Genomic DNA, 15,351 nt, shown 5'->3' with positions numbered 1-15,351 from the left:
ACCTTCTAGCCTTCCACCTTATTCATATTTAAGTGCATCAACAGCATTTGCTTTGGCCACTTTAAAAGTTTGCAGGCTCACCGTTAAAATGGCAATAATTACCGAGGTTAAAAGTGCCAGTAGAAAAGGCCATGGGTTAATGGAAATCTTATAATCGTATTTCTCGAGCCATTTGGCAACCAGAACATAAGCTACCGGGATGGCAATTACATTGGAAATAATCACCAGCTTCATAAAATCTTTATTCAACAATACCAGGATATCAGATAGATTGGCTCCGAGTACTTTGCGGATACTGATTTCTTTACTACGCTGTTCTGCTGTATACAGTGCCAAACCAAGCAAGCCCAGGCAGGAAATGAAGATTGCAAAGCCACCAAAAATATTCGAGAGCGCACTTAACAACCTTTCACTACGGAGCTTTTCGGCCATGCCCTGACTAATCATTTTTACCTCGATCGGATAGGCAGGATTTAAACGCTGACTTATTGATTTTATCTTATCGATGGATGTAGAAAGCGATTGTTGTGGATTGAGTTTTAGCAGCAAAACGCGACTGGTTTTAACATTATAATAGTATACTGTTGGTTGTGTTTTGGAAGCTAACGATTCACTTGAATAATCCTGTACCACACCAATTACTTTTAGCGGCGGGTTATCGCCCCAATGGATAATGGTACCGATAGGATTTTTAAGACCCATAATTTTAACTGCACTTTGGTTAAGTAAAAGCGATGTAGCGGTATCGGCAGAAAATTTAGGATCAAAATCCCTTCCATCAAGCACTTTTACGCCAGTTGTTTTAGCGAAATCGAAACCTGTACTTCTATAATTAATGATGGATACGTCATTTTTAGCTTTGCCCGGCCATTCAATATTTCCAGTAATTGATCCCCCATTGGTAAATGAGCTGGCATATTCTGTAGTTGCAATTGTAGCTCCTGAACGTTCGAGTTCACTTTTAAACGTATTTAATTTTTCGGGTTTGGTCCACTCTCCTTCCAAATCGATTTGTGCCAATGCAGACTGATCAAAACCCAGAGGTTTATTTTTAAGGTGCTGAATCTGGCTGTAAATTACAATTGCTGAAATAATCATGCAGATGGATAAACTAAATTGCACTACTACCAATGTTTTTCGGATTGATAATGAACCTGCCGAACCTTTAAAGCCTTTTAAAACCTTTACCGGAATAAATGAAGACAAGTAAAATGCAGGATAACTTCCTGCAAGAAAACCTGTTATGAGTACAATTGAAAGCAGCACGCCCCAAAACTGATAAGCATTATAATCAATTTTGATGGAAATATCGAGCAGGTTATTAAAGTATGGCAAAGATACTTCGAGCATTGCAAAAGCAATTAACATGGCAAGGAACGACAATAACAATGATTCGACCATAAACTGCCCCATTATGGTATTGCGTGTCGATCCTAATGCTTTTCTAACACCAACCTCACGTGCACGTTTTTCTGACTTTGCCGTAGAAAGGTTCATGTAGTTGATACAGGCGATAAATAATACGCAGATGGCAAGGAAAACAAATAACCTTAACTGATCAATTTTACCTCCAACTGCTTTTCCACCTTCAAAATCATCGTATAAATGAATTTTACTTAACGGAAAAAGAAAAGGCTCATAGGTCATTTTTTTTAAGTCAGGCTCTTTGTTTACGATAAAATACTTTAAAGCTGCGTTTGTGGCAGTATATGAAGCATTTTCTCTAAGTTGAAACAAGGTTAAACAGGTAATTGCCCCCCACGCGTTTTCATTTTGGGAAGGATCTTCCTTTTCTAAAAAGGCCCAGGGTTGTAACAGATCATACTGCATGCTCTGGTTTTTAGGAAGATCTTCGATTACTGCACTCACTTTTAAGTTAATGCGGTTATCGTACTTAATAAGCTGCCCCACCGGATTTTCATTACCAAATAATTTTCGCGCTGTAGATTGACTAATGAGCACGTTATTGGGTTCGTTTAAAGCTGTATTGGCATCTCCGTAGATAAATTTCTGATCAAGAATTTTTAAAAAATCAGGATCAACATTCATCCCCACAAATTTATAATGATGCTGATTGCGGCTGTACAATTTCTGCCCGTTATTCATTGATATCCGCGCAGCACTTTTAATGCCTGGCAATTCTAAGGCTGCAGCTTTGGCAAGTTTATTGGGTACGGCCATTGTTGTAGCCAGTTTACCGTTAAACTTTAAATTTAAGGCTGCAAAATATACTTTATCGGCATTTTTATATTGCTTATCGAAGCTCCACTCGTAGTTAACATATAGCAATAACATTAAACAGCATGCCATCCCAATGGCAAGGCCACCAACATTTATTAGGGTAAAACCTTTGTTTTTCCAAAGGTTACGCAGTGCTATTTTTAGGTTTAATCTGAACATATTTTTGAGGTTTGGCGTAGCGTTTGGCGGTCAGCGTAAATTTATCGCTTAACACCAAACGCCTCACGCAGGTTTATTCATATTTAAGTGCATCAACCGGATTGGCATGGGCTGTTTTATATGCTTGGAAACTTACGGTGATCAATGCCATCATTAAAGTGCCCAAACCGGCAACTGGCATAATCCACCATGATATTTCGGTATGAAACTCAAACTTCAACAGCCATTTATTCATCAGCAAATAACTTAATGGGATAGCGATAACTATAGAAACCGCAATCATTTTCACAAAAGAAAGCGACAATAACTGCATCAGGTTAAATAATGAAGCACCCAGTACCTTACGCACGCCAAATTCTTTGGTTCTTTGCTCTGCGCTGTAGGCTACCAATCCAAAAAGCCCTAAACAGGAAACGAAAATGGCCAAACCACCAAAAAGATTGGAAAGAATACCCAAAGTTTTTTCGGCGTTGTATTTTTCACTGTATAAAGCGTTTAAAAAATTGATTTCGGCTGGATATGCTGGATTTATAGACTTTGTGATTCTGCTAATGGTTTCAATATTACTTTGTAAATTATTTTTTTCATTAAGACGCATGGTAATTGTTCCTGTACGTTTTTGATCGAAGAAAACAATCATCGGGTTATTTGATTTGTATGGAGAATCCCACACGTAATCATTAAAAACGCCGATAATATTAAACCTATCTCCAAAAATAGTTACACTTTTACCTACCGGATTTTTGTACCCAAAAGTTTTTACAGCAGAAGCACTTACCATTACAGCGCTAGAATCTGAAGCAAAATTTTCGGAGAAATCTCTTCCCTCAGTTATTTTAATTCCATTTGTTTTAATGAAACCATAAGTGGTAGAAACCTGGTTAAACAGTTGTGTATTATCAGGCTTAGTCATGCCCTCCCATTTAATATCCATAAAGTTGTGCCCACGATGAGATAAACTCACAGATGATTGAAACATGGAGGTTACGGCTCCCGATTTAAGCAACTGAGCACGTAAAACATCATATTTTGTTTTCAGTTCTCCATCTTGTGGCATCTCTGCCAAAGCATTTACATCGAACCCTACAGGCCTGTTTTTAATGTACTGGATCTGTTTATAAATTACCAGCGTAGAAATGATCAGGATAATGGCAAAACAGAATTGCCCTACAACAAGCACCTGCCTTAAGCTGATTGAAAAGAAACCGCCAGTTTTAATTTTTCTTTTTAAAGTTTGTATTGGATTAAAAGATGACAGGTAAAATGCAGGGTAACTTCCGGCAATTAAACCTGTAGCAAATACAATCCCTAAAATGCCTATCCAACTTTTACTGTCGAAATAAGACATATTTAATTTTATCGCAATCAGGTTGTTAAATGTTGGCAAAAAGACTTCTAAAATTGCAATTGCAACAATTACCGCAATAAAAGTTAGCACCATTGATTCCGTTAAAAACTGCATAATCAATGAGCCCCTGTTTGCGCCAATGGTTTTCTTGATGCCTACTTCTTTTGCACGTTTTTCTGATTTGGCCGTGGCCATGTTCATAAAATTAATGCAGGCAATCAGCAAAATACCAAACGCAAGGCCCATAAAAAGATAAATCTGTTCTATTGCCCCACCCACACTTTTACCTTCCTCAAATTTACCATGCAGGTGAAGTTTTGCCAATGGGAAAAGCATTTGCGATTGGTAGTTGTCGTTGTTGTGCTTTTTGAGGACTTTGAATATTTTTTGATTGACTAAATCTAAATTTGCCTCATTTTTTAACATCACCAGGGTTAAAAAACTATAATTGCTCCAGTTGAGGTCTTTAGCGCTTGGATCAACTGTTTCGTATAACGCCCAAGGCATCAAATAATCAAATTTGTTTGAGCTGTTATCAGGCTGATCTTTAATTACTCCGGTTATATTCAAATCGTAACGATCTTTAAAACGGACGGTTTTATTTAATACATCAGTAGTTCCGAAAAGTATTTTAGCTGTGGATGCGGTTAAGATAACAGAATTGGGGTTATTCAAAGCAGTATTGGCATTGCCTTGAATAAATTCATAATCGTACATTTTTAAAATGTCGGCTTCGGCAAATTTAGATTGACGCTTGAATGAATTCTGCCCATTGGCAATTAAATTTTTGCCACCGTAATCCATTCTTGCAGTGTATTTAACCTCAGGTATTTCCTGTTTAATGGTTGGTGCGAATGCCGTTGTAGAACCATCAAAAGTTATTGAAATTTTATCATTATCGCCAGGAATATTGGTCATCGTCATAAAAACATGGTCTGCATTTTTACCTTGTTTGTCGAATTTCCATTCGTAGGTAACATACAACAGCAATGTTAAACATGCAGCCAAACCGATAGCAAGGCCAATTATATTAATAAATGAGCTTACCTTATTTTTCCAAAGGTTACGCAATGCTATTTTAAAGTTTAATTTGAACATATTTTTTAGTGTTAGCGTAGTGCGTTTGGCGGTTAGCGATAAATACACGCCGATCGCCAAACGCTTAGTGCAGTTCTTATTCGTATTTTAAAGCATCTACAGGGTTTGCATGTGCAACTCTATACGACTGTAAACTCACAATAATGATTGTAAGAAAAAGCGTAATCAATCCTGACAAAATAAAAGGTAAAACCGGCATGGCTATTCTGAAGGCAAAACCGTTTAGCCAATCTCTTAATATTAAATAGGCAATGGGCCAGGCAATTAAGTTTGCCAGAATAATAAGTTTGGCAAATCCTTTATTTAATAGCCCAAGGATATCAAAAATTGAGGCACCAAGAACTTTTCTAATATTAATCTCTTTACTTCTGCGCTGGGTGGTAAAGGTGGCAATGGCAAAAATCCCCATTAAAGCAAGTGCAACGGTAATGATGGATAAAAACGCCACCACACTTCGAAGCTGCACCTGTTTTTGCAATAGTTTTTCGAACGATTTATCGAGCAAGCTATATTTAATCGGAAAATCAGGTTCTAGTTTTGTCCATTCTTTTTCAACCTGTGCAATAACCGCTGCCGATTTTTGCGCGGAAATATTTATTAAAACATATCGGAGTGGATTTCCTTTAATGTATTGAAAAACAATTGGCTGATAAGCTTTTTCGGGACTATAATGATTAAAATCTTTTACCAGGCCAATTACTTTTACATCCTTTTCATGGAATTTAAGCATTTTGCCAACAGGATTTTGGAGGTTAAAAGTTTTAGCTGCAGTTTCGGTCAATATCAGCGAATTCAGCGTATCTGTTGTTATGGCAGCACTAAATGGCCTTCCGTCTACAATCTTCATCCCCATCGTATTAAAATAATCTACATCGATAGAAATAAAATTGGCACTGTAGGTTTTGCCCTGGTTGGTATAGCTATTTCCCCCCATATCCTCACCCGGAATATGATCGGCCCTGCTAATGCTGTTTACACCATTGATATTTTTCAGGGTATTTTTTACTTTCTGGTAATGTGCCTCACTATCGTCTTGTAAATTAATGGCCATTACCTGTTGTGGTTTATAACCCAGATCGCGTTGTTGCATATAGTTCAACTGATTATTGATGATCCAAATGCCCGAAATAAATAAAACTGCAATGGCAAACTGAAGTACAATTAAGCCATTTCTAATCCAATAACCATTGTTGCTATTCGCAAAATTCCCTTTTAATACTTTCGCAGGAATGATATTGCTAATCAGTAATGCCGGATAAAGTCCTACAATTAAGGTTACGGTTAATAGCAATAGTAAAACCTGACCAGCTATCTGACTGTAATCAGAAAAGTTATTGAGTTGAATAGATGAGCCGATGGTTTTATTGAAGCCGGGTAAAAAGAGTTCTACCATGATAATCGCCATAACCAGACTTAAGAGGCATTGAAAGCCTGTTTCTAAAATAAACTGTATACCAATCTGCATTTTATGCGCACCTAAAACTTTCCTTACTCCAGTTTCTTTGGCTCTCCTGGTGGCAATAGTAATGGATAAATTGGTAAAATTGACAGCGGCAATAATCAAAACAAGCGTAGCCACAATAAACATGAGGTACATATAACGCCCCATTCCATTACCTGTAAATTCGTATTCTACATTGGCTTTGGTTAAATGTATCTCTTTTATTGGCTGCAGATAAAGTTTATTTTGGGTAATGAATTCAGAAAAGCCATTTTTTTCTTCATTCGGTAATTTGGCAAGCTCGGCATTTAATATTTCAGTGCGGTTTTTATTCAATAAATCTGTTGTTTGCACAACATCGCTATTACCATTTAATTTAACATAGGTGTAAAAGTTATTGCTGTAATACTCATCATTGGCACTCTTTTTAAATCTCCGTATAAGTTTAAAATGAAAATGTGATGGAAATTTGGCTTCATCTACTACAGATGCTACTGTACATGGCATTATTTGATCGAGTACAATGGTTTCACCAACAGGGTTTACCCCTATTCCAAAAAGCGTTTCACTCATTGTTTTACTTAAAATCAGCGTCTGTGGTTTGCTAAATGCAGTTTCCGCATTGCCATAAACCAATGGATAATTAAATACCTTTAAAAAATTGCTGTCGGCAAGTAAAACATCGTTCACATATAAACTCTTTGTTTTTGTTTTAAGCAACAGATCTCCAAACCAGTAATCCTGTATCCGCGTTGCGGCCTCAACTGCAGGGATTTTCTCCTTACTTATTGTTGCCATATTACCAGGACTTAGCGCAACATTTTCGGTTGATGATTTATAATTTACGCGATAAATATGCTCATAACCCGCGTTCCAGGAATCATATCCTTTTTCATAATTCGCATACAACATGGTTAAAATAAAGATAGTTAAGGCCACAGCCAAACCGAATATGCTGATTATGGCATAACTTTTATTCTTCCAAAGGTTACGCAATGCTATTTTAAAGTTTAATTTGAACATATTTTTTAGTGTTAGCGTAGTGCGTTTGGCGGATAGCGATTAATACACGCCGATCGCCAAACGCTTAGCGCAGTTCTTATTCGTATTTTAAAGCATCTACAGGGTTTGCTTTTGCTACCTTAACCGATTGAATACTTACGGTAAGTACAGCGATTATCACTGATAAACTAATGGCTGCAATAAACGGTAATGCGGAGATAGATACGCGATATTCGTAGCTTGAGAGCCATTTATTGATGATAATATAAGCCAATGGAAAAGCGATTACGTTTGCTATAGCTACCAGTTTGATAAAATCTTTATTTAACAATGTAAGGATATTGGCTGTTGTGGCACCCAAAACTTTCCGGATACTGATTTCTTTTTTACGTTGCTCTGCCATAAACAAGGCTAAGCCCAATAAGCCTAAACATGAAATAAAAATTGCGAAACCACCGAACCAGTTTGAAAGCGTACCTAAAAGTTTTTCATTTTTGAATTTAACCTCAAATGATTCATCAACGAACCTGATTGTTGCAGGATAAGCCGGATTTAACTTTTTAACCGTTTCATTGATCTGATTAACCGAATTAGTGATGTTGTTTTTATCATTTAAACGCATAATTATCGTGGTAGCACGATTTGGATTTTGTGCAATCAACAATGGCTTAGCTTTCTGATAAGGCGATTCCATTACATAATCTTTTACTACACCGATAACTCTGATGGGCTGGTCCCAACTGATCATTTTACCAACAGGATCTTTCATTCCCATTACCTTGACCATAGCTTCGTTAACCAGTACATTGCTGGTATCAACAAAATCTTTGGAGAAATCGCGGCCTTTTAAGATTTCCATTCCGGTAGTTTTAGTAAGATCGAGATTGGTAAACCTGAAATTGACCAGAATTTTGTCCTGTTCGTTTTTACCTGGCCAGCTTATGCCATACGTATTGTTTCCTCCGCCTGTTAGCGATGTACTATATTCTGTAAAGGCCGTTATTGCGCCAGCTTTTAGTAGCTCATCTTTCAGAATGGCTCTTTTATCTACTTTGGAAAATTCTCCTTCCGTAGAAATCTGAACAAGATTTGCTTTGTTGTAGCCGATCGGTTTATTTTTAATATAATTCAATTGCTGGTAAATTACTGCTGTACAAACTATTAAGCAAGCAGCGAAAACAAACTGAAACACAACTAAAAATTTGCGTACTGATAACGAAGAGCCACCTGAAATTTTAAACCCTTTTAATACTTTAACAGGATCGAATGAAGAAAGGTAAAACGCAGGATAACTGCCAGCAATGAAAGCTGTAAACAAAGTTAAACCTAAAAATACCGACCAGAATTTATAATCCTTATAGTCTATCCCTAAAGTTATGCCCAATAGGTTATTAAAATAAGGTAAGCTCACTTCAATTAAAACAAAAGCTACCAGCATACTCAGCGTGGTTAATAAAATAGATTCGAACATGAACTGTCCTACAAGGTTATTGCGGGATGAACCGATTGCCTTGCGCACACCAACCTCACGTGCTCTTTTTTCAGATTTCGCTGTAGAAAGGTTCATAAAGTTAACACAGGCAATTAAAAGGATGCAAAATGCAAGTAAGAAGAATATCCTTAACTGGTCTATCCTGCCCCCAACATTTTTTCCATTTTGAAATTGATCATAAAGATGCCATTTAGCAAGCGGGTGCATAAAAGGTTCTCCGTTTACCTCTTTATCATGCGCTTTGATCATACCGCTCAATTGGTGATTGGCTTGATCAAAAAAAGAATTGTTCTGAAGTTGCATAAACATCATGCAATAATTATTGCCCCATCCACTGGTTTTTGTCCAGGGATTTAATTTTTCGTAGAGCTTCCACGACATGATATAATCCAATTCAAGCGTCGAATTTTTGGGACGGTCTTCAATAACGCCTTCTACTTTTAAATTTTCATTGTTATCCAGCTTAACTGTCTTATTGAGCGGATCTTCATTGCCGAAAAGTTTTTCAGCTAATTTTTCTGATAAGATTACGCCATCTACGCTATTTAAAAAAGTATTCGAGTTTCCTTTGAGCACTTTATAATCGAACATTTTAAGAAAATCCGGATCGCCAAAAACAGCGTTAGCTTTAAAATTATTTTGATTATAAGAGATTAATGTGGGTTCGGGATACGATATTCTGCTAACATTTGCCACACCTGGTACTTTCTCCTTAATTTCGTTTTTCAACTGGCCTGGGAAAGCCATAAAACTAAAAGTTTCAGATGCCGTTTTCTGATTATTATAAAGCACGTATGTTCTGTTGTAATCAGTAAATTGCTTATCATAGCCATACTCATAAGCAACATACAATAACAAAATCATACAACTCGCCAAACCAATGGCCAAGCCACCAAGATTAATCAAGGTAAAACCTTTGTTTCTCCAAAGGTTACGCAATGCTATTTTAAAATTTAATTTAAACATATTTTTTCTTGTTTGCCGGTAGGTGTTCAGCATGTGGCATTTAAAACTGACCGCTGATGGTTTTTAACATTGCGCCTATCCCAAATCTCCCCATCCGGGAAGATTGTTGGGCGGCTATCATTAACTAAACTAAAATCTTTTTTGGGGTTGAAAACTGCGGGTTTTAAGCCTTTATATCAGTTCTTCATTTCTACTCTTATTTATCTTTTCAGATATTACATGTCCATCTTTCAGGTTGATAATCCGGTTCGAAAAACTTGCATCATGACTGGAGTGCGTAACCATTACAATGGTGGTTCCGGTTTCATTCAGTTCGCAAAGCAATTCCATTACTTCATTACCGTGAGAGCTGTCCAGGTTTCCGGTAGGCTCATCAGCTAAAACCAATTTAGGTTTGGTAACCAAAGCCCTGGCAACGGCCACACGTTGTTGCTGACCGCCCGATAACTGCTGCGGAAAATGGCCGCTACGGTTTACAATGTTCATCCGCTCGATAATTTCGTTTACCAGTTTTTTACGTTCTCCTGCTGGAATTTTATTATAAATTAACGGCAGTTCGATGTTTTCGAAAACTGTCAATTCATCAATCAGGTTGAAATTCTGGAAAACAAAACCCATATTCCGCTTACGGAAATTAGAACGTTCCCGATCGTTAAGCGTTAAAAGTTCTGTATCGATAAATTTATAACTTCCGCTTTCAGGTTTATCCAATAAACCCATTACATTTAATAAAGTAGATTTTCCACAGCCTGAAGGACCCATAATGGAAACAAATTCGCCAGCTGCTACATGGAGGTTAATCCCATTAAGTGCGGTTGTTTCTACCTCTTCAGTTTTGTAAACTTTTTCCAGATTTTCTATTTTAATCATCTTATTAAGTATTATTCAAGTATCATTTATTTAGTATCCCAAAGACCAAAGTCCAAAGACCAAAGACCAAAGACCAAAGTTCAAAGTCCAAAGACCAAAGTCCAAAGACCAAAGTTCAAAGAGCAAAGACCAAAGAGCAAAGACCAAAGACCAAAGACCAAAGACCAAAGACCAAAGAGCAAAGTCCAAAGTCCAAAGACCAAAGTTCAAAGTTCAAAGAGCAAAGACCAAAGAGCAAAGACCAAAGAGCAAAATTCAAAAAGCAAAGAGCAAACTTCAAACCCCAAACTCCAAACCCCAAACCCCAAACCCCAAGCTCTAAACTCCAAACTCCAACCACTCTACTTATTAATCTCCACCTGATCGTATTGATTAAACTGATCATATGAAGAAGTAATTACTTCGTCGCCTTTCTGCAAACCATCCAATATCTCGTAATAGAGGTAATTTTTTCTACCAATTTTTACATTTTTCTTAGTCGCTTTGCCATTGTTTACCACAAATACCCACGAGCCACCGGTACTTTGAAAAAATTGACCCTGTGCTAAAAGCAGCGATTTACTATTGTCAGACAAGGTTAACTTTGTTTGTAGCGATAAACCACGACGTAAACCTTCCGGGGTTGCTCCTTTAAAAACCATTTCTACCTGAAACTGACCCGCAGTAACCTCCGGAATAACCTTACTCACTATTAAATTATAGGTTTTTCCGTTAAATTCACAATTGGCAGTTTGCCCTTCTTTTACCCTGTTGATATAATATTCATCCACACCTGCCTGAAGTTTGTATCCTTGCAACACATCAATTTTTCCTATCATTTCATTAGAATTATAAGATTTTCCAATTACCGGATCATAGGATGATAATTTGCCCGAAACAGGGGCTTTGATGGTCATGTTTTCGATGTTTTTACGGATCATTTCTAAACTTTCGTTCATTTGCCCCATCGATTGATCAATTTGAGCCAATTGCATTTTTCTGCTTTGATTTTCCTGTTTAATGGCCTGACGAACAATTTTTAATTTTCCCTGGTAATACTCGTAATCCTGACTTGATTTATTAAACTCTTGCAGCGAAATTACTTTTTTGGAAAATAATGAACTGTCTAAACTGTATTGTCTACTTGCCGTTCTTAAGCTATTTTCTACATCCAGAACGTCTTGATTTAAAACCCGTTGATTTTGCTCTAAATCTAACCTCGATTTGCGTAACTGGTTAATCTGCTCCGTTGCCGCGGTTTGGCTGGAAGTATAACTCAACATGGCATTGGAATTGGAAATCCGTAACAGCGGTGTGCCTTTTACTACAGAAGCACCGTTTTCGGTAAAAATTTCGGCAACCGTACCGCCTTCTGATGAACTTACAATTACAGAAGTTAATGGAACAACACTGGCATTCAATAACACTACATCTTCAAAATCGCCATACGCTACTTTACTGATTGTTAATTTGTCGGCGTCGGCACTGTATACTTTTTTTAGTGATAAAGTATAGCCATAAATCACAACCACTACAAAAGCAATTGCGCCACCTATTATTAATAAGGTTTTTCTGCTAAATCTTTTCTTCTCTATTTTCTTATCCATGTGTTCGGTTGTACTGTTCGGTTTCTCTAATAACCAAGCTTGTGCCAAAAGCGAAAACATTAGATAAAACCTTAAATTACAATTAATTAAGTATTAATATCAATTCCACATGTTCATTATCGAACAGTTTATGTGCGGGAACGGACAGTTTTATTAAATTTGCTTCACCGAGAATAAAAGCAAGGTTCAGGCTTAAGCTAAGCTTTCTTTTTTGGATGCAAAAGATTGATTGAAAAAGAATAAATACATACTAAATAATAGGGAGAGGTTATGCTTGATGCCACAGTTTTAATTATCGATGATGACGACGACATTCTGCTTAGTGCCCGTTTGTTTTTAAAGCAACAGGTTAAGCAGGTAATTACCTGTAAATCGCCAAAAGAGATTAACGTTTTGTTGAGCAAAAATGAAATAGACATCATTTTGCTTGATATGAACTATCAAAAAGGAGCAAGTGATGGTAGGGAGGGCTTATATTGGCTCGAACATATTTTATCTATTGATAAAGATTATGTGGTTATTTTAATGACGGCTTTCGGCAATGTAGAACTGGCTGTTAAGGCAATTAAAAAAGGAGCTACTGATTTTATTCTCAAACCATGGGAAAATGAAAAGCTGTTCGCCACCATTTCAGCAGCATCAAAACTCCGCGAATCGACCAGAAAAGTAAAGAAACTCGAAAAAATACATTCCTCGCTACAAAAAGACCTGACACGTGGTTTCGAAAACATAGTGGGCCAGGCCGAAGGCATAAAACAGCTCCAATCTACCCTGATAAAAGTGGCACCTACTGATGCCAATGTGCTTATTTTGGGCGAGAATGGTACCGGAAAACAGGTTTTTGCATACGAAATCCACGGAAACTCGCAACGCAAAAACCAGGTATTTATGCATGTAGATTTAGGCTCGTTGAACGAAAATCTTTTCGAAAGTGAACTATTCGGCTATGCCAAAGGTGCTTTTACCGATGCTAAAGAAGATAAACCAGGTCGTTTTGAACTGGCCGATGGGGGAACAATCTTTTTGGATGAGATTGGAAATTTAACCTTACCCCTGCAAGCCAAACTACTGAGTGTTTTGCAAAACCGTACCGTAACACGCCTGGGCGAAAGTAAAGAACGCAAAGTGAATGTGCGCTTAATAACGGCTACAAACATGCCTTTAAATGAAATGGTAACGAAAAATACATTCAGGCAGGATTTGCTTTTCCGCATTAATACAGTAGAACTTTTATTACCACCCTTACGTAAACGTGGAACTGATATTTTGCTGCTGGCCAATCATTTTATGCAGGTTTTTAGCTCAAAATACCACAAAGAGATTAGAAATTTAAGCAATAAGGCCCAGGATGTACTCTTAAATTACAAATGGCCGGGTAATGTAAGGGAATTGCAGCACGTTTTGGAACGGGCCGTAATTATGAGCGACGGAAATGACATATCGGAAGAAGATTTGCAGTTAAGTCCGCAGCGTTTTGCACAAAACAATTCCATACCGGATGAAATGGCATTGGAAGATATGGAAAAAATGATGGTGCAAAAAGCAATCGACAAACACAAAGGCAATATATCCAAAGCCGCAGCAGAACTAGGCTTAACAAGGGCTGCACTTTACAGAAGAATCGAAAAATTTGGAATCTAAGCTGAAAGCTAAAAGACCAGAGCTTAAAACTTTAGTCTTTCACCTTTTAAGCTTTCAGCTTTAAAATAATGTTTTACCAACGCTTTACCTTCCGTTTAATATCCCGCCTGCTCGTAATCAACCTGCTTGGCTATCTGTTATTTTACCTGATTAAAAATACACAGCTTTGGTTTACCATTATTGGCGTTGCCTTAATTTTATTGTGTACCATTATTTCGCTATGGTTTTACATTAACGAAATCCGCTCAGACATTAACCGCTTTATACTTGCAGTAAAAACTCGCGATCATACCTTAAATTTTAAGAACAAAGTAACCAAAGGAAGTTTTCCTGAACTCTATGAATCATTTGGTGACATTTTACAGGTGCACAAACAGATCAGACTGGAACAGGAAGCCATGTTTCAACTCATTAAAACCATTTTAGAGCAGGTTCCTGTTGGCGTAATTGTAGTAAACAATACCAATGAAGAAGAAAATGAAGAGGTTGCATTTTTTAATCAGGCCGCATCCAACCTTTTAGGTGTACCCGCGTACAAATACTGGCACAGATTAAAACAGCACCTGCCTGGCTTTGCAACAGAGGTAGAACAGATTTTAACAGGGGGCAAACGGTTTCTCGAATTGAAAATCCAGGATAAACTGATTCAACTGTCAACAGAAGTTATTCCACTTAACCTTTATGGTAAAAATTATACTATTATCAGTTTTCAAAATATAAAAGATGAAATTGAGCAAAAAGAAACAGAGGCATGGAATAGGCTAATCGGAGTAATTTCGCATGAGATTTTAAATTCCATTACCCCCATCAGTTCATTATCCGATACCATAAACAAGATGGTTACCGATAAGAAAAACCTTACGGAGGATGAAATGGACGACCTTAAAACTGCATTGCAAACGATACAACGCAGATCATCAGGCTTACTGGATTTTGTTAAAGATTATAGGTTGATTGCAGAATTACCTACGCCAAACCTCGAATCGCATACCATTGGCGAAATACTGAAACATATCAAGGTATTGATGCAGCCCTTTGCAAAAGTTAAAAATGTGGTATTGGATGTAGAACAAACCTCCTCTAAAATTACCATTCAGCTCGATTTAAAATTGATTGAGCAAGTGCTGATCAACCTTATTACCAACAGCATTTACGCTGTAGAAAATAGCAATCAACCCTACATCAACGTAAATTACCGGTTAGAAAACACCAAAGTTTATATAGATGTTACCGATAACGGGAAAGGTATAGATGCCGACGATTTAGAGAAAATTTTTGTCCCTTTTTACACCACACGGAAAAACGGATCAGGGATAGGGCTAACCATTAGTCGCAACATTATGAAAATGCACAGGGGGAGTATAGAGGTAATTTCTACTCCTGGTGAGGGTACCACTTTTTCATTGGTGTTCAATTATGTTTGATCATATTAGTGTTGTTTTGACCTAAAAATCCAAACAAAACCAGTTTGATATGCTTTTATTAATGTGGATACATTAAATACAAG

Annotated in this window: 8 protein-coding genes; 2 read left to right on the top strand and 6 right to left on the bottom strand. The window is 37.2% G+C overall.

The features are described 5' to 3' along the window. Nucleotides 1-18: 18 nt before the first annotated feature. From ASE74_RS02570 to ASE74_RS02540, 6 genes are all read right to left on the bottom strand, one after another. Nucleotides 19-2,400, bottom strand: coding sequence for an ABC transporter permease (locus ASE74_RS02570; protein WP_055903697.1), 2,382 nt, complete (start codon nt 2,398-2,400; stop codon nt 19-21). Nucleotides 2,401-2,473: 73 nt separating this feature from the next. Next, nucleotides 2,474-4,846, bottom strand: a complete 2,373-nt coding sequence (locus ASE74_RS02565; protein ID WP_157255325.1) for an ABC transporter permease — start codon at nt 4,844-4,846, stop codon at nt 2,474-2,476. Nucleotides 4,847-4,922: 76 nt separating this feature from the next. Further along, entirely contained in the window at nt 4,923-7,310 is a 2,388-nt protein-coding gene (locus ASE74_RS02560) for an ABC transporter permease (protein ID WP_055903691.1), read from the bottom strand. Nucleotides 7,311-7,386: 76 nt separating this feature from the next. After that, nucleotides 7,387-9,747, bottom strand: a complete 2,361-nt coding sequence (locus ASE74_RS02555) for an ABC transporter permease (protein WP_055903990.1) — start codon at nt 9,745-9,747, stop codon at nt 7,387-7,389. Nucleotides 9,748-9,918: 171 nt separating this feature from the next. Continuing rightward, nucleotides 9,919-10,617, bottom strand: coding sequence for an ABC transporter ATP-binding protein (locus tag ASE74_RS02550; protein WP_055903687.1), 699 nt, complete (start codon nt 10,615-10,617; stop codon nt 9,919-9,921). A 341-nt stretch (nt 10,618-10,958) separates the two neighbouring features. Then, entirely contained in the window at nt 10,959-12,203 is a 1,245-nt protein-coding gene (locus ASE74_RS02540) for an efflux RND transporter periplasmic adaptor subunit (protein WP_055903987.1), read from the bottom strand. A gap of 270 nt (nt 12,204-12,473) precedes the next feature. On the opposite strand from ASE74_RS02540, the gene ASE74_RS02535 reads away from it, so the two are divergent. Together ASE74_RS02535 and ASE74_RS02530 are read left to right on the top strand one after the other, a co-directional pair. Beyond that, nucleotides 12,474-13,844: a sigma-54 dependent transcriptional regulator gene (locus tag ASE74_RS02535; RefSeq protein ID WP_055903681.1), complete on the top strand. Its 1,371-nt coding sequence runs from the start codon at nt 12,474-12,476 to the stop codon at nt 13,842-13,844. Nucleotides 13,845-13,912: 68 nt separating this feature from the next. Further along, on the top strand, nt 13,913-15,268 hold the full coding sequence (locus tag ASE74_RS02530; RefSeq protein WP_055903678.1) for a PAS domain-containing sensor histidine kinase: 1,356 nt from the start codon (nt 13,913-13,915) through the stop codon (nt 15,266-15,268). Nucleotides 15,269-15,351: the final 83 nt, after the last annotated feature.

Source organism: Pedobacter sp. Leaf216 (assembly GCF_001421515.1).
In the GTDB taxonomy this organism is placed as follows: Bacteria; Bacteroidota; Bacteroidia; order Sphingobacteriales; family Sphingobacteriaceae; genus Pedobacter.
This window is presented reverse-complemented; position numbering and strand designations above follow the sequence as displayed.

Coding starts and splice junctions, on each gene's coding strand:
- ASE74_RS02555 (WP_055903990.1), bottom strand. CDS start 9,747: ATGTTTAAATTAAATTTTAAAATAGCATTGCGTAACCTTTGGAGAAAC.
- ASE74_RS02565 (WP_157255325.1), bottom strand. CDS start 4,846: ATGTTCAAATTAAACTTTAAAATAGCATTGCGTAACCTTTGGAAAAAT.
- ASE74_RS02570 (WP_055903697.1), bottom strand. CDS start 2,400: ATGTTCAGATTAAACCTAAAAATAGCACTGCGTAACCTTTGGAAAAAC.
- ASE74_RS02560 (WP_055903691.1), bottom strand. CDS start 7,310: ATGTTCAAATTAAACTTTAAAATAGCATTGCGTAACCTTTGGAAGAAT.
- ASE74_RS02530 (WP_055903678.1), top strand. CDS start 13,913: ATGTTTTACCAACGCTTTACCTTCCGTTTAATATCCCGCCTGCTCGTA.
- ASE74_RS02535 (WP_055903681.1), top strand. CDS start 12,474: ATGCTTGATGCCACAGTTTTAATTATCGATGATGACGACGACATTCTG.
- ASE74_RS02550 (WP_055903687.1), bottom strand. CDS start 10,617: ATGATTAAAATAGAAAATCTGGAAAAAGTTTACAAAACTGAAGAGGTA.
- ASE74_RS02540 (WP_055903987.1), bottom strand. CDS start 12,203: ATGGATAAGAAAATAGAGAAGAAAAGATTTAGCAGAAAAACCTTATTA.